Origin of the sequence: Actinomadura oligospora ATCC 43269 (assembly GCF_000518265.1) — a bacterium.
Taxonomy (GTDB): domain Bacteria; phylum Actinomycetota; class Actinomycetes; order Streptosporangiales; family Streptosporangiaceae; genus Spirillospora; species Spirillospora oligospora.
Genome location: NZ_KI912412.1, coordinates 337,243 through 356,736, shown reverse-complemented (window position 1 = coordinate 356,736; position 19,494 = coordinate 337,243). Strand labels below are relative to the sequence as shown.

Here is a 19,494-nt window from a genome sequence, read left to right as displayed (position 1 = left end):
TAACGTGTGGAGTCGACCGGTACTAATAGGCCGAGTGGCTTGAACACACTGAACGTTCAAACCAATCGCTGCAAGAAACACGAGATGATTCGCGTCCCTGTGTGGTTCCCAGAAAACAACTGGGTACCGCTATAAAGTGAATATCCGAGCTTGACGGCTCGAACGAGACTTGCCAACCCGGTGTTTCAGGGTTGTGCGTTGATCGTTCGGTGGTTATGGCGAGGGGGAAACACCCGGTCCCATCCCGAACCCGGTAGTTAAGCCCCTCAGCGCCGATGGTACTGCATGGGAGACTGTGTGGGAGAGTAGGACGCCGCCGGACATCTATTGGGTGAGGCCCCGCCGGAAATGGCGGGGCCTCACTACTTTTTTTGTGGGCCCCGCCACGGTAGTGGCGGGGCCCTTTTCGTTTGGGTTCGTTTCTCAGGTGGTGAGGGCGTTGAAGATGGTTTCGGCGCGGTTGCGTTTGAGGGCTATGGACCAGCCCTCGTGGGGCGAACGCCCTGCGGGGGCACGGTGCCCAGGGCCCAGCCTGGGAACGTCGTCCCCCCCCGGAGGCGTGGGTCGGCAGGTTGATGGTGTTCTCGTCCAGGGCGGCGATGTCGGTGAGGCGGCCGCAGCATTTGCGTATGACTCGTGGACGGGGGCCTTGGCAGCCTGTGGAGCCCGGTGAGCAGAGCGGCTCGCGCCCGGATGAGGGAAGGTCGGGCTCGGCGGGTTACGGGGCGAGGTTCGGCTCGCGGGTGCTGGTCGTGCGCTCCGTGTGAGGTGTCGGCGGCTGTGGGTGGGCGTATGGGGGCGTGACGGCTTGCTCTCGAACGAAGCGCTGCTCTCGGAGGGACGGAACGAATACTGTTCCTTGCATGACGGAGGAGAACCTGCCGGAGCGACGTCCTGAACTAAGGGTTTCGCATGAGGACCGGGATCGGGTCGCCGAGCAGTTGAGGGTCGCCGCCGGAGACGGGCGCCTGACCATCGAGGAGCTGGACGAGCGGCTCGACAAGGCGCTCACGGCGCGCACCGAGTCCGATCTGGCGGCTTTGGTGACGGACCTTCCCGCGCCCCGCGGCGAGGTTGGTCCTGTCAAAGCTGCGAAGGCCAAGGATCTCGTGCGGATCGATGTCGGCAGTAGCAGCGTGTCGCGTGAAGGTGAGTGGGTGGTGCCGCGGGCGATGGACGTTTCCATCCGTAGCGGCAGTGTGAAGCTGGATCTGACGTCCGCCGTCATCAGCCACGGGATCCTCCGGATCGCCACTGAGGTCAAGAGCGGCAGCCTGACGATCGTGACCCGTCCCGGCATCGTGGTGGACACCGACGAGATCGGCGTGAAGAGCGGTTCGGTGAAGGTGCGCGTCCCGCGAGGGGGCAAGGGCACGAACCCGGAGACGTTCCTCCGGGTGGAGATCGTTGGATCCGTGCGAAGCGGGAGCATCCTGGCGAGGCCACCTCGGCGCGGGTTCTTCAAGTGGTTGCTCCGACGTCCGCCCAAGTACTGATGCGGGACGGGGAGCTGTCGGCGCATCCCGACCGGATGCGCTGGAACGCCAAGTACGAGGCTGCCGGCCAACCTGAGTTCATGCCCCACCCGCTTGTGGAGTGGGCGCTCTCGGAGGAGCTTCCGGACGGGCCTGTGCTGGATCTGGCATGCGGCCCTTCGGGGAGCGCGCTGCGGTTCGCGGCGGAGGGGCGGGCGGTGACGGCCGTCGACGTGTCCGAGGTCGCGTTGAGGCTGCTGCGCCATGAGGCCCGTCGGCGTGGTCTGAGTGGGCGGATCGCGATCGTCCAGGCGGATCTTGCGACGTGGCGGCCGTCCGTCGGCGATGAGTACGCCGTCGTACTCTGTGCCGGATTCTGGGATGTGCGTGTCTTCGGACCGGCGATCGAAGCCGTCCGGCCGGGTGGGCTCGTCCTTTGGGAGGCGTTCACCGGCGAGGCCCGACGTCGTCGGCCCAGCCTGCCGGCCGAGTGGTGCCTCGGCGAGGATGAACCGGCGTCTCTTCTGCCCGAGAGATTTTCGACCGTCCTGCAGCAGGATCTCTCTGACCAGGGGAAACGAAGGTTCGCCGCGCGCTCCGCGTGATCGGGGAGAACAAATTCGCCGATGCACCCCAACGTTCCGGGCCTGTCAGCCGTTTTTCAGGGTGACGACGTTGAGGCGGAGGGTGCATGGCTGTCTGGGCTCAGACCATGGCCGCGCTCGCGGATCGGCGGGGCGCGGCGTTGAAACGGTATGCGTTCCTCTTGTGCGGTGACGATGCCGAGGCGGACGACCTGGTGCAGGAGGCACTGGTGCGTGCGTTCGCCCGGCCTGGTCACCGGACGGAGGACGAGGCCGAGGGATATGTCCGGCGCATCATGCTCAACCGGTTCCTGGACGCGAAACGCAGCGGACGGGTTTGGAGACGGGTGAGCCCCTTGCTGCACCGTCGGGACTACGTGCCCGACGCGTCCGGCCAGGTCGTGGTGAACGCCGACGTGCGCGCGGCCCTGGCGCGCCTGTCGCCGAGACAGCGTGCTTGTGCGGTGCTGCGCTACTACGAGGATCTGACCGTCGCCCAGATCGCGACCGAGTTGGGGTGCCGTGAAGGCTCCGTCAAGCGCTATCTGAGCGAGGCGCACCAGCGCCTGGCCGAACTACTGGGCGACGGCGAGGCCGCAAACGAGGGACGGACGGCGGCGACCGCGCGCGAGACGGACGCGCGGCCCCGTTCGGCGGCGAGGAAGTAGGAGAGGGAAATGGAGTCGAAGCTCGAAGACATGCTGGCCCGCCGCATCGCGGATCTGGCAGGTGAGGCGCACCCCCTGTCGGTCGGTTCGGAAGAGCTGACCAGGCGGGTCCGGCGGCGCAGGCGCGCGCGGAACACGACGCTCGTCGTGGTGGCCGGTGCGGCGGCAGCGACCGCCGTGGGGATCCCGCAGATCTGGGCGGCGACCCGTCCGGCCGGGCACCCCGGTGCGACGACGGGATCCACCTCCCCGGACACCATGATCGCCGCCGCGCCACCGTCCTGGATCAACGCGCCCGCCAAGTACTGCGGCACACCACGGAAGACCACTCCGTCCACTCCCCAGCCCGGCAGTTCCGGCCCGCCAGGACAGGCCGCCCTCGACCGTGCTGCACGCGCCATCGAGAACGCGGTCGGCGGAGGCAAGGAGGTCACCAAGGGCGGACGCCAACCCGGCCCGCTTGAGCGCTGGTACGCCGGCCTCGCCATCGACAACACCTGGCACAAGGTCACCGTCTACCGGCTCCCGAGCGACCGCCTGGACACCGCCGTCTGCGGTGCCGTACACGACGTGACCGTGGAGATCCGCGGCGCCTACCGCAACGAGACCGACGCTGGCCGGCTCGTCACGCAGATCATGGCGCAACCGAAACAGCCCACCTTCGAGATCTTCGGAGGCGGGCCCCTCCCGGACGGCCGGATCGACATCAACACCGATCACCCCGCCGAAGCCGCCAAGGCACTGGCCCGCTACGGCCCCGGCATCATCACCCACCAGTCGAGCCGTCCCGAGCCCCTCCAAGGAGGCAACCTCGGCCCGGCCGAACCCAGCCTCCCCGGCGGTACGGCTCCTGTGCCCCCGCAGACCACACCGAGATGACCGTCCACCATGCCCAACGACCATGTCCAACAACCAGGGCCGATCGCCGTTGCCGCTGCCCTCCGGACCAGCACCCGGACGTTGGACGCAGACGTTGCGGAGACCCCGTTCGGCTGCTTCCCGTTATGGAGGCGGGGAGCGCCGACGGCGTCCGGACCAACTCGTCCGGACCAACTCGTCCGAATCAAATCGTCTGGACCACGACGTCCGCTGCACTGTCCACTCGGGCCTGCCGGACCGGGGGTTCATCGGCTTCCCGCATGGTGGCCAGAAGGGCTCTGTTGGGCTCCGTTCGGCCTCACCCGTGCTTCTCTGGTGTTTGAGCCGACGGGCTGAGGTGCTGGCAAGCCGCAGCGGGCCGGGGCGCTCCTGGCTGCGGCCGCGAGGGGAGTCTGGCTGCGTGGCGGGAGCGTCCCGGGGCGGGAGGGGCGTGGGTCAGGAGACGGGGGAGGGGAGGAGCGCGTTCCAGTAGCGCTGGGCCACCGGGGGGAGGTCGGTTTGGCGGCCGCTTTGGAAGACGGTGAGGGTGCCGGTGGGGGCGGCCTTGGGGGTGGGCACCTCGTCGAGGCGGCGGAGGGTCTGGGCGGCCAGGGCGGGTGCGGAGCTGAAGAGGCCGGGAGAGGGGGAGAAGGCGGCGGAAATCTGGGGGGCGATCAGTTCGTAATGGGTGCAGCCCAGGACGACGTGCTTGATGTCGTCGGGGGTGGCGCGGACGGCGGTGTTGATCGCGGTTCGCAGGCGGTGCGGGTCGCCGGAGTCGACGGCGTCGGCGAGGCCGGGGCAGGCGACGCGGTGGACGGGGACGTCCGGGGCGAAGCGGCGGATCAGGTCGGCCTGGTAGGCGCTGTGCGTGGTCGCGACGGTGGCCCAGATCGCCACCGGGACACCCGCCACGGCGGCCGGCTTGATTGCCGGGACGGTGCCGATCACGGGGATGGCGGGTTCGAACGCCAGACGCAGAGTGGGGAGGGCGTGCACGGTGGCGGTGTTGCAGGCGACGATCAGCGCGTCCGGCTCGGTGGCCGCGGCAGCACCGGCGCAGGCCAGCGCCCGCTCGGTGATCTCCTCCGGAGGGCGCGGGCCCCAGGGGGCGCCGTCCGGGTCCCAGGAGAGGACGAGGTCGGCGTCCGGGCGGACGCGGCGGACGGCGGCGGCAGCAGCGAGCAAGCCGAAGCCAGAGTCGACGAGAGCGATGCGCATGCGGGCCTCAGGATTCGAGTTCGGCCAGGTAGGCGGCGGCTTCAGGAATTTGGTCCTCGCTGAACACCCGGATTCCGGCCGAGGTCAGCAGTGCCGCCGTGATGCCCATCCCGGGGATCCGGGTGCCGGTGAAGGTGCCGTCGTAGACGTGGTGACTGCCGCAGGACGGGCTCGACTCCTTCAGGATCGCAATCCTGATCCCGGCGCGGCGTGCGGTTTCCAGGGCGATCTGGGCTCCCCGCGCGAACTCCTCCGTGACGTCCTCCCCGGACGCAGTCACGATCCTCGCCTTCAAATCAGGAACCAAGGGCTCCTGACCGGAGGTTGCGCCGTCGGGTGCGTCGGGTGCGTCGGGTGCGTCGGGTGCGTCGGGTGCGTCGGGTGCGTCGGGTGCGGGTGCGTCGGAGGTGGGGGGCGCGGATGTGCTGGGTGTGTCGGTCGCGGGTGGGGGCGAGGTGGTCGGGTCGATCACGCTGGACGTGGGTGTGTTGGGGGTGGTGCCAGTGGGGGCTGGGGGGTGAGGGGTGAGGGGGAGGAGTTCGGCGGGGGGACGGGGGATGGGGAGGCCGCCGGAGATCTCGGGGCAGACGGGCACGAGGCGGCCCTCGGCGCGCCAGCGCTCGAAAAGGTCGTCCGTTATGGGCTTGGCCGTGGCGTCGTAACGCACGGGCCGACCCATCAGGCAGGAACTCACCAGTATCCGCTCCACACATAACAGCCTAGGAGGTCGGGTTGAACCAGTGTGTCTTGCGTCTCACGGGAGACCGGCGAATAGTTGAGGACACCCCCCGTCCCAAGGGAGCACGGCATGGTCCTACTCGGCCGCCCCCTTCCCGAGGCGCCCGCGCGGCGGCGGCGCACCCGGGGATCGGTCCTGGTGTCCTGGATCACGACCACCGACCACAAGGTGATCGGGCACCTCTACCTCATCACCTCGTTCGTGTTCTTCCTCCTCGCCGGGGTGATGGCGATGGTGATCCGGGCGGAGCTGTTCTCGCCCGGGAAGCAGGTCGTCAGCAACGAGCAGTACAACCAGCTGTTCACGATGCACGGAACGGTCATGCTGCTGCTGTTCGCGACCCCGCTGTTCGTGGGGTTCGCGAACGAGATCATGCCGTTGCAGATCGGCGCGCCGGACGTGGCGTTCCCGCGGATGAACATGCTGAGCTACTGGTTCTTCCTGTTCGGCGGGATCATCGTGATGCTGTCGTTCGTGACGCCGGGCGGGTCGGCCGCGTTCGGCTGGACCGCGTACTCGCCGCTGACCAGCTCGATCCGGTCGCCGGGCCTCGGCGGCGACATGTGGATCATGGGGCTGGCGCTGTCCGGGTTCGGCACGATCCTGGGCGCGGTCAACTTCATCACGACGATCATCGGGATGCGCGCGCCCGGGATGACCATGTTCCGGCTGCCGATCTTCACCTGGAACATCCTGCTGACCAGCGTGCTGGTCCTGCTGGCGTTCCCGGTGCTGGCGGCGGCGCTGCTGGTGCTGGAGGCCGACCGGCGGTTCGGCGCGCACGTGTTCGACGCGGACTCGGGCGGGGCGCTGACCTGGCAGCACCTGTTCTGGTTCTTCGGCCATCCCGAGGTGTACATCATCGCGCTGCCGTTCTTCGGGATCATCACCGAGATCATCCCGGTGTTCAGTCGCAAGCCGTTGTTCGGTTACTTCGGCATGGTCGGCGCGACGATCGGCATCGCGGGCCTGTCGATGGCGGTGTGGGCGCACCACATGTTCACCACGGGACAGATCCTGCTGCCGTTCTTCTCGTTCATGACGTACCTGATCGCGGTCCCGACGGGGGTGAAGTTCTTCAACTGGGTCGGGACGATGTGGCGGGGCAACCTCAGCTTCGAGACGCCCATGCTCTGGTCGATCGGGTTCCTGGTGACGTTCCTGTTCGGCGGGCTGACCGGGATCATCCTGGCCTCGCCGCCGCTGGACTTCCAGCTCCAGGACTCCTACTTCGTTGTCGCGCACTTCCACTACGTGGTGTTCGGGACGGTCGTGTTCGCGATGTTCGCCGGCTTCTACTACTGGTGGCCGAAGTTCACCGGGACGATGCTGAACGAGACCCTGGGCAAGATCCACTTCTGGACGCTGTTCGTCGGGTTCCACACCACCTTCCTCATCCAGCACTGGCTGGGCGCCGAGGGCATGCCCCGCCGGTACGCGGACTACCCCAAGGAGTTCACCGCGCTGAACCGCATCTCGAGCGTCGGCGCGTTCCTGCTGGGGGCGTCCACCCTGATCTTCCTCTACAACGTCTACGTCACCTGGAGGCATGGAAAACGTGTCGAGGCGGACGACCCTTGGGGGTACGGCAATTCCCTCGAATGGGCCACGTCCTCACCTCCGCCGCGGCACAACTTCACGGCGATCCCGCGGATCCGCTCGGAGCGTCCCGCGTTCGACCTGCACTATCCGAAACTGGCGCCGGAGTCCGCGCCGGAGCACGTTCCGGATCCGGAGGGATAGCGGAAGTCCGGGACCGGCCACCCGGCTCCGTTCCGCGTTCCTCAGATCACGCTCCGTCTACATTGCTCCCCATGGAGCAATGCAATCAGCCGGTCGGGCGTGACTGGGCGGCCTGGCATGACGCTTACGACGAGCCCGCGTCGGCGCTGTCGCGGCGGCTGTGGACCGTCCAGCAGCGCCTTCGCGAGGCCGTGGACGCCGCGCCGCCGGGACGGATCAGGGCGGTCAGCTTATGCGCGGGCCAGGGCCGCGATCTGATCGGCGCCCTGCGTGACCATCCGCGTCGCGACGACCTGGCCGGACGGCTGGTCGAGCTGGATCCGGCCAACGTCCGCCAGGCCGGGGCGGCGGCCCGCGACGCCGGGCTCAAGCGGGTGTCGGCGGTCGTGGGCGACGCGTCCTGTACCGACGCCTACGCGGGGGCCGTCCCGGCGAACGTGGTGCTGGTGTGCGGCGTGTTCGGCAACATCGCCGACGTCGACATCGAGCGCACCATCGGCCTGCTGCCGCAGCTGTGCGCCCCCGGCGCGTTCGTCGTCTGGACCCGCAACCGCCAGCCGCCGGACGTCACCCCGCAGATCAGGAAGTGGTTCGCCGAACACGACTTCGAGGAACGCTGGGTCTCACCGCCGGAGGAGCGCTCCTACGGCGTCGGCGTGCACCGCTTCGCCGGGGCTCCCCAGCCCCTGCGGCGCGGCGTCCAGATGTTCACGTTCGTCGGATACGACGTGCTTCGCAAGGGGCGTCCCTGGCCGACCTGACCGACCATCTCGCTGAGAACGGCCCTGGTTCGGCCGCTGGCTCACTTGTCCGTATTTCCTTGCGCGCATCCGTTGACCGGCCCCGTTCCGCAGGCTCCCGCTTGCGGGATGGGGCCTTGCCTGTAGGTACGCCCGAGCTCGGCCTGGGCGTGCCAACAGGCAAGGTCGAGCTCGGCTTGGGCGTGTCTCCCGATGACCGTTGGCCTGAGGCGCGCGGCGACCGGAGACGTGGAGACCTGGCTGTGCGGAGAGCCGAGGTATCTGGAGACCTGAGCTGTGCGGTGGCGCGAGTGGCGCGGGGTGGCAGTAGCGAGAGGTATGCGGTGGTGGCGTGGGGCGTGGGGCGTGGGGCGTGGGGCGTGGGGCGTGGGGCGTGGGGCGTGGGGCGTGTGCAGCGGCTGCAACGGCCTGCGGCGTGCGTCCTGTGGTGAGCGTCCTGCGGTGAGCGGAGGGCTGCGGTGCCCGGTGGGCCTGGGGTGCGCGGTGCGCTGAGGTGGGCTGAGGTGTGCAGGGGGGCCTGAGGTGTGCAGGGGGCTGAGGTGCACGGTGCTCTTGGGGTGCCTGGGGTGTGGTGGTGCGTTGTGGGGGTGGTTGGCGGGCGGTGTGTTGGTGGGGGCGGCTGCCTAGTGATCTGCCTTCGTTTCCGCGAAAAGGATCCGGTTCGTGTTCGTCGGGCTACAATCGGCGACTGACAGCGGTTCGTGAGCACCGTTTGGCTCGCGGATGACGTCCACGACGAACGGCGTCCCTCCCCATGGCCTGGATTCGTCACTCCCTCCATGTCGATCCCGCCGCGTGCCTTCCGCTCGCCGCGTTGCTGGTCGTCGCGACGGCCGACCTGTGCCTGCAGGACGGCGGCTCCCTGATCGGCCTGCTCATCGCCGTGCCGGTGCTGGCCGGGCTGCGGCCGTCCTCGGCACGGTACGTCGCCGTGACCGGCGCGGCCACGCTCGCGACCCTCGGCGTCGTCGAGACGTCGATGATCTCCGATGACCTGCGGCGCTTCGCCGCGGTGATCGGCGGCGTGCTCGGCACGACCGTGATGATGGCGGTCGCGACCCGCCGCCGCGAGCGCAGCGACCACGCGCAGGCCGACCTGCGCGCGATCACCGACACCATGCGCCGGGCGGTGCTGCGTCCCGCGCCGTACCGGACCGGCGGGGTGCGCACTCGCGTCCGCTACCTCGCGGACGCGGCGGAGGCGGGCCTCGGCGGCGACCTGTACGCGGTGATGGAGACGGCGCACGGCGTCCGGATCATCATCGGTGATGTGCGCGGCAAGGGCCTGGCCGCGGTCGAGCAGGCCGCCGACGTGCTCGGCGCGTTCCGAGAACTGGCGCACAACGAGCCGACGCTCACCGGCGTGGCGCTGCGGCTCGACGGGTTCCTCGCCCGCCGCAGCGGCGCGGAGGACTTCGTCACCGCCCTGCTCGTCCAGATTCCGGAGGACGGCGAAACGGCGGAACTGGTCAACTGCGGGCATCCGCCGCCGCTGCTCCTGTCCCTCGACGGGGCCTCGACGTTCGTGGACGCGCTGCCGCCCGCGCCGCCGCTCGGTCTGATCGCGCTGGCGGGCGACGCCTGCCCATCAGGTCCGCTTCCGCTGCCGTCCCGTGGGGGGCATCTGCTGCTCTACACGGACGGTGTGACCGAATCCCGCGATGCCGCAGGCCGTTTCTACCCGCTCGCGGAACGCGCCGCCGTGCTCGTCCACCCTGATCCGGACGTCCTGCTGGACGCGCTGGAGGCGGACCTACAAGCGCACGTGGGCGGCCGTCTCCAGGACGACGCCGCGCTGCTCGCCCTCGACATCGACCCCGTCCCGCCGCCGCTACCGGGTGGCGGTGACGATTCGGCCCGACCGCTACCCGCCCACCACAGGACAGGCGACCTGACCCATGAACCTGTGGACGGCTGCTGATCCCCTGCATCACGTCCGCGCCGTCCCTGGTGGCCAGGTGAAACGTGCGGCGGGGCGGACGGCTTGGTGCGCGGTATTGCGGCGGGGTGTCTCCCGGAAAGCGCGACCCGTTGGGGCGGCCTCGTGCGGGGTGGGCTGCGGCAGGGTGTTTCTCGGATGGCGCGACGCGTTGAGGCGGTCTCGTTCGTGGCGGTGCTTGGCGGTTCGGGATGGTGGCCTCCGCGGATGTGCGGGGTTGTGCAGGGCGCGGTGGGAGATCGGGTAGCCGAGGGGCGGCTTGTAGGGCTGTTGGGGCCGCGTTTCGGAGGGGAACCGGGGGATAACGGGTGGGGGGTTCGTTGGCGGGGTCGCGTCGTGGGAGGTGACGGTGTTCCAGGATGACCGGTCGTCGCTGGTGCGGGTCGGGTTGGTGGACCGGGTGCGGGAGCTCGCCACCGTGAGGGAACAGATCGGGCACGGACGGGCGGTGACGCTCACCGGGGTCGGCGGCGTGGGGAAGACGCGGCTGGCGCTGCGGGCGGCGCAGGAACTGCGGGTGTCGTTCCCGGACGGCACGTGGTTCGTCCGGATCGACGAGATCAGGCATCCGGCGCTCCTGGCGCATGGGGTGACGGCGGCCATGGGCGTCGTCGACCAGCCCGGGCGTTCGCAGGCGGACGTCCTGCTCGACTTCCTCGCCGGGCGGAAGGCGCTGCTGGTGCTCGACGGGTGTGAGCATCTGCGCGAGGCGGTCGGTGACCTGATCGGGACGCTGCGGGAGGGCGCGCCCGCCGTCCGGTTCATCGCGACGGCGCGGCAGGCGCTCGCGTTGCCCAGCGAGTACCGGCTGGTCGTCCGGCCGCTGCCGGTGCCGCCCGAGGCGGACTGTGAACGCATGCCGTTCCATCCCGCTGACCTGCGCAGACTCGCGGAGATCGAGTCGGTCCGGCTGTTCGCGATGCGGGCCGCAGAGGCCGCGCCCGGGTTCACGCTGACCGCCGGGAACGCGCGGCAGGTGGCGCGGCTGTGCCGGAGGCTGGACGGGATCCCGTTCGCGATCGAACTCGCCGCCGTCCGCATGCGGGAGATGCCCCTGGACGAGGTCCTCGGACGGCTGCGTGACCGGTTCGCGGTGCTCGGTGCGGCACGTCCTGGTCTGCCCCGTCATCAGACGCTGCGCACCGCGATCGGGTGGAGCCACGAGCTGTGCACCCCGACCGAACGGCTGCTGTGGGCGCGTCTCTCGGTCTTCGAGGGCGGATTCGACGCCGACGCCGTGCGCGCGGTGTGCGCGGACGAGCGGCTACCCGCGCGTGACGTGTCCGGGCTGCTCGCGGGGCTGGTGGACAAGTCCATCCTGTACCTGGGCGATCACGACGACGGGATGCGGTACCGGCTGCTGGACACCGTCCGGGAGTACGGACTCGGCTGGCTGCGGCTGCTCGGCGAGGAGCAGCGGATGCGGCGCCGTCACCGCGACCACTTCCTGGAGGTCGCGCGACGGATCGACCGCGACTGGTTCGGTGCGCACCAGTTCGTCCTGTATCGGGGGCTGCTCGCTGACCTGGGGAACTTTCGTGCGGCGCTCGCGTTCGAGGGGGTCGGGGAGGCGGATCGGCGGGCGGCGCTGGAGCTCGCCGCCGCGCTGTGGCCGCTCTGGATCGTCCGCGGGTTGACGCGTGAGGGGCGGTATCACCTGGAACGTCTCCTCGCGGACGAGCCGCCGCCCGGTCCGGAACGTGCTCGCGCCCGTTGCCACCTGGCCTGGGTCGCGTTCGCCCGCGCGGACGTCGAGGTCGCGTCCGAGACCGCCGAGGCCGCGCGCGTGGAGGCCCTCGACCACGGCGACCACCTGCTGGCGCTGCGGGCCCGGGTGATCGCCTGCGTCTCGGTCGGGACGGGCGGAAACCTGCCGTCCTCGCTGGTCGCGCCACGCCCCGCGCCAGATGACGCGCGCGGTGCGGACGACGCAGATGAGGCATGCGGCGCGGGCGATGTACGCGGTGCGGGTGGCGCGGAGGGGGTGTGTTGTGGGGATGTTGCGGGAGGGGAAGGGCGTGGTGCGGGGGATGGAGGGAAGAGGGGTTCGCGGGATGTGGCTCGGGAGGCGGCGCTTGTTCTGAGTGGTGCGCTGGACGATGTCCTCGCGGCGCGGGCGGGGCGTCCGGACGATCTGGATCCGCTGCTCGCGCTCGGTGTGATCGGGTTGCTGCTCGACCGCTGCGGTGAGCTCGACCGGGCCGCCGACCTGCTCGTCCGGGCGGTGGAGCTGTGCGCGGGGCACGGTGACCTGTGGTGGTGGTCGCACCTGGACTGGATCCTGGCGCGGGTGGAGCTCCGGCGGGACCGTCCGGAGGAGGCGTCCGGACGGGCGCGCGCCGCGCTCGCGGTCAAGCTGGAGTTCCAGGACACGATGGGCGCGGCGCTGCAACTGGAGGTGCTCGCGGCGGCGGCCGTCGCGCTCGGTGGGCCGGTCCGCGCGGCCCGTCTGCACGGCGTCGCCGCGGCGGTGCTGCACACCGCTACCACACCCGGCTTGTCCATCCTTGCGCTCGGCGACATCCATGACGAGGCCGAACGCGCCGCCCGCGCCCGGCTCGGCGACGTCGCCTACGAACGCGAACGTGACGCCGGGGCCGTCCTCGACCAGGAGGCGGCCGTCGCCTACGCGCTGGCCCCCGACATGCCTGAAAGCTGACCCCGCGCGCACGAGCGGTGCGTGATACCCGGGCCCGCTGCGGCTGCAAGGTCTACCTAACCCCCCCCGTGCGCACGAGCAGCGTGTGCGCGCGGCGGTTCGGGGAGCAGATCCAGTCCTCGTGACCGGCTGCGGGGCGTGCCCGTGTGCGCGGGGGTTGGGCAGGAGCGTCCGTCGGGGACGGATTAGTGCTTTCGGTCGGCGCGGACGCGGCTGACGGCGATCTGGGCGACGCGGACGGCGGCGGCGGGGTTGAGGCGGGCGCCGCGCCAGGCGGCCCGGCCGGACGCGGGGGCGACGATGAGGGCCTGGTTCCGCTGGACGCCGCGGATGATGTCGCGGGCCAGCTTCTCGGCGGTGTAGAGGCGGGGGGACGCCTTCTGGATATCGGCCTTGGCGTCACCGGACATGGGCGTCGCGGGGAGGTCGGGGTTGACGTTGGTGAGCAGCGGGGTGTCGACGAAGGACGGGCAGACGACGCTGACCCTGACGCCGCGGGTGGCGGCCTCGGCGCGCAGGCCGAGGGAGAGGCCGACGACGGCGTGCTTGGTCGCGGTGTAGGGGATGCCGATGGGCATCGGGACGAGTCCGGCGAGCGAGGCGGTGTTGACGATGTGGCCGGAGCCCTGCTCGAGCATGATCGGGTAGGCCGCGTGGACGCCGTGCACGACGCCCTTGAGGTTGATGTCGATCGCCCGGTTCCAGTGGTCGAGGGTCAGCTCCTCGGCGAGGCCGCCGATGGCGATGCCCGCGTTGTTGAAGACCAGGTCGAGCCTGCCGTGCTCGGCCCTGACGCCCTGGTAGAGCTCGGTGACGGCGGCGGCGTCGGTGACGTCGAGGCGGGCGGCCGTGGCCTTGCCCCGGCCGAGGGTGTTCAGCCGTCCGGCGACGTGCTCGGCGCCCTCGGTGTTGATGTCGGTGACCACGACGGTGTCGCCGCGGGCCACCAGGGCGGTGGCGATCGCCCGTCCGATGCCGGACGCGCCGCCGGTCACGATCGCAATGCTCATCGTCGCTGCTCCGCTCGATGTCTGGGGCTCGGGGGCCGGGGGTGCGCGGGCCGCGGGACCGGCCTGAGGGGGAGTGCGGCCGGTCCCGCGGTGGCTAATTGGATGGATGGTTCAATAGTGTGTCCGGGCAGTCTAGCCAGCCGCCGCGGACCGCCGCGCGCGGCCCCGGCATGACCGTCCGGCGGGGGAGGCCGGGGTCCGGGTCAGGACGCCTTGGCGGTGCGGCCGGACGGCTTCTCGTCCGGGAGCGGACGGCGGTGTCCCGGCTCGTCCCAGATGCCGAACGCCTTCCAGATCAGCTTGTTCACCGGGGTGACGACGTCCAGCTCGGCCATCAGGTCGCGGATCTTGCCGACCGAGTTGGCGATCTCCGCCTTCGCGACCGGGCTCCGGTACGCCTCGCGGACGACGTCCTTCGGGATGTCGAAGTGCCGCACCATCGGGCCGGGCGGGGACAGCATGATCCGCGCCATCACGCCCAGCACGATCGGGGTCGCGACACCGAGGACGCGGCGGCGCGCCTTCGGCATCGACGGGATCCGGTGCTTGAGGTAGTGCCGGGCGAACGAGATGTGCCGGGCCTCCTCGGCGATGTGGATCCGCATGATCGTCTCTTCGAGCGGGTGCTTGATGTGCCCGCCCTTGAGTGACTTGCGCTGCACGTAGTCGATCGGGTCCTCGCCGCCGAGGACGAAGATGAAGAACATCTCGGTGCTGATCAGCGGGATCCAGGGGGCCGCCTGCGCGACGACCGTGAGCGACTTCGGCATGCCCTTGATCGGGAGCTTCGTCCGGTTCACGAACTCCTGGAACATCATCCCGTGATGACATTCCTCGGTCGTCTCGTGGTAGACGTACCGGAACTCCGGACGGCCGTTCGGGAGCCAGTAGGCGAAGTTCAGCAGGCCGCGCTTCAGCAGGTTCTCGAACTGCAGGCCGATCTTCATGGCCGTCGCGACCCGCCAGAGCCCGATCTGCGCCTGGACCTCCGGCGGCTGCGACCGGTACCACTGCGTCCGGCCGAGGCGGTCGAAGTCCGGCAGCACGAACCGGGGGTCGTTCCGGTCGACCTGGAAGTCCGGGTCGTCCCAGGGGATGTCCCGGTACGCCTCCCAGTGCTTGTCCACCGACGCCCTGTTCAGGCGGTCGATGACGCCCAGGTAGGACCTGCGGTCCTTGACCTGCTCGCGGACTTCCTCGGCCAGGTCGGTGGGGGCCTTGGTCATGGTCGTGCTCCCTCGGGGGTCAGGGGGACGGTGCTTCCCGAGTCGGGGTCGGGCGGGGCGTCCGCCGTGGCGGAGGCGTCCGGAGCGGCGGCGGCGCCCGCGGTGGGCGGGGCGGGGATGATCAGGGTGGCGATGCTCTTGACCTGCGCGAGGACGGCCTTCTGGTGGCCCTCGGCGTCGCCGTCCAGCGCGTGCTGGACCGACAGGCCGACGAACATCGCGAACACGCCGCGCAGCATGGTCGGTACGGCGTCGTCCGGCATGTTGGTCGTCGGGAAGAGGCGTCCGAACGTCTCCAGGATGACCTGCAGGATGCGCTCGTTCAGGTCGCGGCAGATCGGGCGCAGCTCGTCGTCGGTGCGCGCGGCGACCGTGAGCTCCAGCAGCGCCCGGGCCGGACGGCCCCGGAACACCTCCCAGAGCAGGTCGAGCGCGCCCTCCACGTTGCGCCGCTCGGGCGGCAGCACCGCGAACGCGGTCTCGTAGGCGAGCCGCTGCCGTTCCAGGAGGTGCTCGAGCGCGGCCGCCACCAGGACCATCTTGGTCGGGTAGTGGTGCTGCTGGGCGCCCCGGGACACGCCCGCCCGGCGCGCCACCTCGGTCGTGGACGTGCCCGACCAGCCGAGGTCGGCCAGGCACTCCATGGTGGCGTCGAGCAGGCGCGCCTGCGTCCGGGAGCGGCGCTCCTCCTGGGTCCGGCGATCCCCGGACCTGCGGCGCGAGTGGCGTCGGCGAGTACTTACTGACACGTCCTCGACGGTACGGACGCACTTACAAGCAATCAAGCCTGCTTGTATGTTGCCCGCATCACAATTGGACATCGCGTTCAATTGATCATGTACGCCGGGCGCGGTAGGCGGAGACGTACGCCCTGCGCGGTACGCGGACGCCCGGCCTGCTGCGCTGGGTGCATGTCGAAAGCCGCTCCCAGCCGGACGACGCGGGGGGGCGTCCGCGCGGAGCATCGACGCCATGACGAACAGAGGGAAGCACACGGACGCGCCGGGCGGTGGCGCGGTGACCGGGAGGACCGGCGAGGAGGGTGCGCGGACCGGTGCGGGTGGTACGCGGAGCGGGGATGGCGGGGCGCTGAGCAGGGAGGGCGGTGTGCGGAGCGGGGTCGGCGGGGCGCCGGGCGGGGTGTCTGGCGGGGACGGTGGGGCGCGGACCGAGCGGCTGACCAAGGTGTACGGGACGGGCTCGACCGCCGTCCGGGCGCTGGACGAGGTGAGCGTGACGCTGCCCGGCGGCCGGTTCACGGCGATCATGGGGCCGTCCGGCGCGGGCAAGTCGACGCTGATGCACTGCGTGGCGGGCCTGGACGCGCCGACGTCCGGGCGGGTGTTCGTCGGCGGGGTCGACCTCGGCGCGCTGCCGGACGCGAAGCTGACCCGGATGCGCCGGGAACGCGTCGGCTTCGTGTTCCAGGCGTTCAACCTGCTGCCGACGCTGACCGCGCGGGACAACATCCTGCTGCCGACCACGCTCGCCGGGACGAAACCGGACGGGGAGTGGTTCGACACCGTCGTCCGGACGCTCGGCCTCGGTGAACGGCTCGGACACCGTCCCTCGCAGCTGTCCGGCGGGCAGCAGCAGCGGGTCGCGCTGGCCCGGGCGCTGATCACCCGTCCCGAGATCGTGTTCGCCGACGAGCCGACGGGCAACCTCGACTCGCGCACCGGCACGGAGGTCCTCGGGCTGCTCCGCCGGTCCGTGGACGACCTCGGGCAGACCGTCGCGATGGTCACCCACGACCCGGCCGCCGCCGCGCACGCCGACTCGGTGGTCTACCTCGCCGACGGGCGGATCGTCGACGTGATGGACGCCCCGACCCCCGCCCGCGTCCTGGACCGCATGCGCGACCTGGGCGGTGCGGCATGATCGGGATGGCCGTCCGGGAGCTGTGGGGACGGCGGCGCCGCCTCGCGTCGTCCCTGGTCGCGGTGTTCCTCGGCGTCGCCTTCCTCACCGGGACGCTCGCGCTCGGCGACACCCTCTCGCGCTCGATCGACCGGTACTTCGCGAACGCCTACGGCGAGACCGACGTGATGGTCCGGAACGGGACGCAGGTCAGCGATTCGCCGGGAGAGCTGCCGGGCGAGATCGACGGGTCCGTCCTGGTCAGGGTGAAGGGCGTGCCGGGCGTCGCGGACGCGCAGCCGGTGATCCAGGGATCCGGACAGACGCTCGGCCGCGACGGGAAGGTCATCGCCGCGCGCGGGCCGCGCGTCGCGGGGAACTGGATCGAGGACCCGAAGCTCAACGCCTACCGGATCGGGCAGGGGCGTGCGCCGCGCGCGCCCGACGAGGTCGTGATCAACAAGCGGGCCGCGGACGACGGGGAACTGCGCGTCGGCGACCGGACCTTCGTCCTCACGCCCGAACGGGTGCCGGTGACCGTCGTCGGGATCAGCATGTTCGGCAAGGACCCGGCCTTCGGCGAGACCGCGTTCACCGCGTTCAGCCTGGAGGGCGCGCAGCGGCACGTGGCGCACGGCACCGGTCGCCTGACCGGGGTGGCCCTGGGTGCGGCCCCCGGCGTCGGGCAGGGGGAACTCGCCGCGCGCGTCTCCCGCGCGCTGCCCGCCGGGACCGAGGCGATCACCGGGAAGGCGCTGGTCGAGGAGGGGATCGGGGAGGTCCGCGACGGATTCCTGAAGGTGTTCCAGACGGCGCTCGGCGGGTTCGGGGCGGTCGCGCTGCTGGTCGCCGCGTTCTCCATCCACAACACGTTCGCGATCACGCTGGCCCAGCGGACGCGCGAGTCGGCGCTGCTGCGCGCGGTCGGCGCGAGCCGCCGCCAGCTCGCCGGGCTCGTCGGCGCGGAGGCCCTGGTCGTCGGCGGGCTCGCCACCGCCGCCGGGCTCGCGGGCGGCATCGGCTGCGCGGCCCTGCTGAAACTGCTGTTCAGCGGGTTCGGCATGGGCCTGGACGCGCAGGGCGTCGTGGTCACCGCGCGGACGCTGCTGATCGCCGCGCCGGTCGGGCTGGCCGTCACGCTGGCGGCGGTGCTCGGGCCGGCCGTCCGGGCCGCGCGGATCCCGCCGATCGCCGCGATGCGGGAGTCGGCGGCCGAGCCCGCGGGAATGTCGGAGGCGCGTGTCATCGTGGGCTCGGTGGTGATGGCCGTCGGGATCGGGGCCGCGGTCTTCGGCTCGGTCGTCGGGCGCGGGGCGTGGGGTGGCGTCGGCGCGCTGATGACGATGGCCGCGATGGTGGCGCTGGGCCCGGTCGTGGCCCGTCCGGCCGCGGCTCTCATCGGCATGCCCGCGGCCAGGCTTCGCGGCGTGCCCGGACGGCTCGCCCGCGAGAACGCCGTCCGCTCCCCGCGCCGCACCGCGGGCGCCGCGACCGCGCTGATGATCGGCGTCGGCGTGGTGACGCTGCTGACCGTCTTCGCCGGGTCGCTCCGCGCGTCCCTGGCCGACGGAGTGGCGGGCTCGTTCCGCTCCGGCCTGGTCGTGAACGGCGGAGGCAACGCGACCGGCGGGTTCGAGCCGTCCCTGGCGCCGCGCGCCGCGTCCTTGCCCCAGATCTCGGCCGCCGTGGGCCTCGGGAAGGGCGCCGCCCGCGTGGACGGGCACGCCGCCACGCTCGGCGTCACCGATCCGGCGGCACTCGCGCGCGTCCTGCGCCTGGACGTGACGTCCGGCACCCTCCCCGCCGATCCCGCAGGTGGAAGCACGTCCAGCGGTGGTGTGTCTGGGCCGGCGGGCGGGGCGTCGGGGCGGGGGCCGGCGGTGCTGGCAGTGGGGAAGAAGGTGGCTGACCAGCGGAAATGGCGTGTCGGGGCGACGGTCCCGGTGACGTTCTCGGACGGGTCGCGTGTGCCGATGACGGTCGGGGCGATCTTCAAGCGGACCGACCTGGCCGGGGACTACCTCGTCCCGCGGACGGTCTGGGCGGAGCACAACCGGCGTCCGCTCGACGTCGCGGCGTTCGCCCTGCCGAAGCAGGGCGTGTCCGAGGGCGACGCGCGGGCGGCGCTGACCTCGCTCGCCCGGCCGTACGGCGCGCCGGATGTCCAGAACCGGTCGGAGTACGTCGCTGCCCAGACCGAGCAGATGAACGCGTTCCTCGGGATCGTGTACGTGATGCTGGCCCTCGCGATCGTGATCGCCCTGCTCGGGATCGCGAACACGCTCGCCCTGTCGGTCCATGAGCGGACGCGTGAGCTGGGGCTGCTCCGCGCGGTCGGCGCGACCCGGCGGCAGGTGCGGGCGATGATCCGCTGGGAGTCGCTGATCGTGTCGCTGTTCGGCACGGTGGGCGGCGCGGGACTCGGCCTCTTCCTTGGATGGGCCCTGGTCAGCGCGCTGTCGAACCCGTTCTCCGTCCCGGCCGTCCCGCTGGTGGTGATCTTGCTGGTCGGTGCGGTCGCGGGCGTCTTGGCGGCGCTGCGACCGGCCCGGCGCGCGGCGAAACTGCCCGCGCTCACCGCTGTGGCCTCATCCTGAAGGCTGGACGCGTCGTCCGTCCTGGCCCGTCCGGGGCGGACGACGCTATGCCCTCGTGCGCGCGGGAGACGTGCGGCCCGCGCCGGGGCGGCCGTCCGCGCTGGGGAGGTGGATCGCGTTAGGGGCCGGTGCGGCGTAGGATGCGCGATTTGCC

15 protein-coding genes, 1 rRNA gene and 1 pseudogene are annotated in these 19,494 nt (G+C 71.1%); 11 read left to right on the top strand and 6 right to left on the bottom strand.

Annotation, left to right across the window (positions count from 1 at the left end):
* Nucleotides 1-205: 205 nt before the first annotated feature.
* The 5 genes from rrf to P696_RS0141625 all read left to right on the top strand — a co-directional run bounded on the left by rrf (nucleotide 206) and on the right by P696_RS0141625 (nucleotide 3,606).
* Nucleotides 206-322, top strand: a 5S ribosomal RNA gene (gene rrf, locus P696_RS0141645).
* Between the two features lie 541 nt (nucleotides 323-863).
* The gene (locus P696_RS51765; protein ID WP_034489652.1) at nucleotides 864-1,496 is read left to right on the top strand and encodes a DUF1707 SHOCT-like domain-containing protein; all 633 of its coding nucleotides are present in this window, start codon (nucleotides 864-866) and stop codon (nucleotides 1,494-1,496) included.
* Nucleotides 1,496-2,080, top strand: a complete 585-nt coding sequence (locus tag P696_RS0141635) for a class I SAM-dependent methyltransferase (RefSeq protein WP_026416963.1) — start codon at nucleotides 1,496-1,498, stop codon at nucleotides 2,078-2,080. Before P696_RS51765 ends, P696_RS0141635 begins: the two co-directional genes overlap by 1 nt.
* A gap of 86 nt (nucleotides 2,081-2,166) precedes the next feature.
* A complete protein-coding gene (locus P696_RS51760; protein ID WP_051469107.1) occupies nucleotides 2,167-2,727 on the top strand; it encodes an RNA polymerase sigma factor in 561 nt (186 codons plus the stop codon).
* 9 nt (nucleotides 2,728-2,736) lie between these two features.
* A complete protein-coding gene (locus P696_RS0141625) occupies nucleotides 2,737-3,606 on the top strand; it encodes a hypothetical protein (RefSeq protein WP_026416962.1) in 870 nt (289 codons plus the stop codon).
* Between the two features lie 435 nt (nucleotides 3,607-4,041).
* On the opposite strand, the gene P696_RS51755 is transcribed toward P696_RS0141625, so the two are convergent.
* From P696_RS51755 to P696_RS56715, 3 genes and pseudogenes are all read right to left on the bottom strand, one after another.
* Nucleotides 4,042-4,806, bottom strand: a complete 765-nt coding sequence (locus P696_RS51755) for a glutamate racemase (RefSeq protein WP_034489649.1) — start codon at nucleotides 4,804-4,806, stop codon at nucleotides 4,042-4,044.
* Nucleotides 4,807-4,813: 7 nt separating this feature from the next.
* Complete coding sequence (locus P696_RS58605) at nucleotides 4,814-5,086, bottom strand: 2-thiouracil desulfurase family protein (RefSeq protein WP_245628019.1); 273 nt, start codon at nucleotides 5,084-5,086, stop codon at nucleotides 4,814-4,816.
* A 249-nt stretch (nucleotides 5,087-5,335) separates the two neighbouring features.
* A pseudogene (locus tag P696_RS56715) lies at nucleotides 5,336-5,515 on the bottom strand (2-thiouracil desulfurase family protein); the annotation flags it as partial.
* A gap of 99 nt (nucleotides 5,516-5,614) precedes the next feature.
* Between P696_RS56715 and ctaD the strand changes: the two are divergent.
* From ctaD to P696_RS51740, 4 genes are all read left to right on the top strand, one after another.
* Entirely contained in the window at nucleotides 5,615-7,288 is a 1,674-nt protein-coding gene (ctaD, locus tag P696_RS0141610; RefSeq protein ID WP_026416960.1) for an aa3-type cytochrome oxidase subunit I, read from the top strand.
* Between the two features lie 71 nt (nucleotides 7,289-7,359).
* Nucleotides 7,360-8,049 (top strand): class I SAM-dependent methyltransferase family protein, encoded by a 690-nt coding sequence (locus P696_RS0141605; protein ID WP_026416959.1) that lies wholly within the window; start codon nucleotides 7,360-7,362, stop codon nucleotides 8,047-8,049.
* 754 nt (nucleotides 8,050-8,803) lie between these two features.
* The gene (locus tag P696_RS51745; protein ID WP_051469103.1) at nucleotides 8,804-9,970 is read left to right on the top strand and encodes a PP2C family protein-serine/threonine phosphatase; all 1,167 of its coding nucleotides are present in this window, start codon (nucleotides 8,804-8,806) and stop codon (nucleotides 9,968-9,970) included.
* Between the two features lie 367 nt (nucleotides 9,971-10,337).
* Nucleotides 10,338-12,647 carry an ATP-binding protein gene (locus P696_RS51740; protein ID WP_051469100.1) on the top strand — a complete coding sequence of 770 codons (2,310 nt, stop codon included), beginning with the start codon at nucleotides 10,338-10,340 and terminating at the stop codon, nucleotides 12,645-12,647.
* Between the two features lie 185 nt (nucleotides 12,648-12,832).
* Here the strand turns inward: P696_RS51740 and P696_RS0141590 are convergent, their stop codons facing one another.
* The 3 genes from P696_RS0141590 to P696_RS51730 all read right to left on the bottom strand — a co-directional run bounded on the left by P696_RS0141590 (nucleotide 12,833) and on the right by P696_RS51730 (nucleotide 15,632).
* Nucleotides 12,833-13,657 carry an SDR family NAD(P)-dependent oxidoreductase gene (locus P696_RS0141590; RefSeq protein ID WP_026416958.1) on the bottom strand — a complete coding sequence of 275 codons (825 nt, stop codon included), beginning with the start codon at nucleotides 13,655-13,657 and terminating at the stop codon, nucleotides 12,833-12,835.
* A 203-nt stretch (nucleotides 13,658-13,860) separates the two neighbouring features.
* Entirely contained in the window at nucleotides 13,861-14,883 is a 1,023-nt protein-coding gene (locus P696_RS51735; protein WP_051469098.1) for an AurF N-oxygenase family protein, read from the bottom strand.
* Nucleotides 14,880-15,632, bottom strand: a complete 753-nt coding sequence (locus P696_RS51730; protein ID WP_245628016.1) for a TetR/AcrR family transcriptional regulator — start codon at nucleotides 15,630-15,632, stop codon at nucleotides 14,880-14,882. The genes P696_RS51735 and P696_RS51730 overlap by 4 nt, the downstream gene beginning before the upstream one ends.
* A gap of 358 nt (nucleotides 15,633-15,990) precedes the next feature.
* On the opposite strand from P696_RS51730, the gene P696_RS0141575 reads away from it, so the two are divergent.
* Complete coding sequence (locus P696_RS0141575) at nucleotides 15,991-16,764, top strand: ABC transporter ATP-binding protein (RefSeq protein WP_034489644.1); 774 nt, start codon at nucleotides 15,991-15,993, stop codon at nucleotides 16,762-16,764.
* The gene (locus P696_RS0141570; RefSeq protein WP_026416956.1) at nucleotides 16,761-19,340 is read left to right on the top strand and encodes an ABC transporter permease; all 2,580 of its coding nucleotides are present in this window, start codon (nucleotides 16,761-16,763) and stop codon (nucleotides 19,338-19,340) included. Before P696_RS0141575 ends, P696_RS0141570 begins: the two co-directional genes overlap by 4 nt.
* The last annotated feature ends 154 nt before the right edge of the window (nucleotides 19,341-19,494 follow it).